The following is a 341-nucleotide window of genomic DNA, read 5'->3' as shown; positions in this document are numbered from 1 at the left end:
TCATCTAAGCGGTCCTACAATGGGGACTTCTTACAACATTAAATACATTGAGCAAGACGGCATTCCGACGCCGAAGGCTCTGCAAACGGAAATCGATCGACTGCTTGAAGAAGTCAACGATCAAATGTCGACTTACCGTGAAGACTCAGAGCTGAGTCGCTTTAACCAGCATCAAACAAGTGAGCCTTTCGAAGTGTCAGCGCAAACGGCAACCGTAGTAAAAGAAGCGGTTCGTCTCAATGGCCTAACTTTAGGTGCGCTTGATGTAACGGTTGGTCCTCTGGTTAACCTTTGGGGCTTTGGCCCAGAAGCTCGCCCTGACGTAGTGCCTTCTGATGAAG

General features: G+C 49.0%; 1 protein-coding gene. It reads left to right on the top strand.

Going from position 1 to position 341, the window contains the following annotated elements; translation table 11 throughout:
* On the top strand, positions 1-341 hold a 341-nt coding region (locus R7044_RS26505; protein ID WP_225456149.1), incomplete at both ends, for an FAD:protein FMN transferase.

Source organism: Vibrio sp. 1402, from assembly GCF_033340275.1.
Note: the sequence above shows the minus strand (reverse complement) of the source record. Positions and strands in the feature narration are given on the sequence as shown.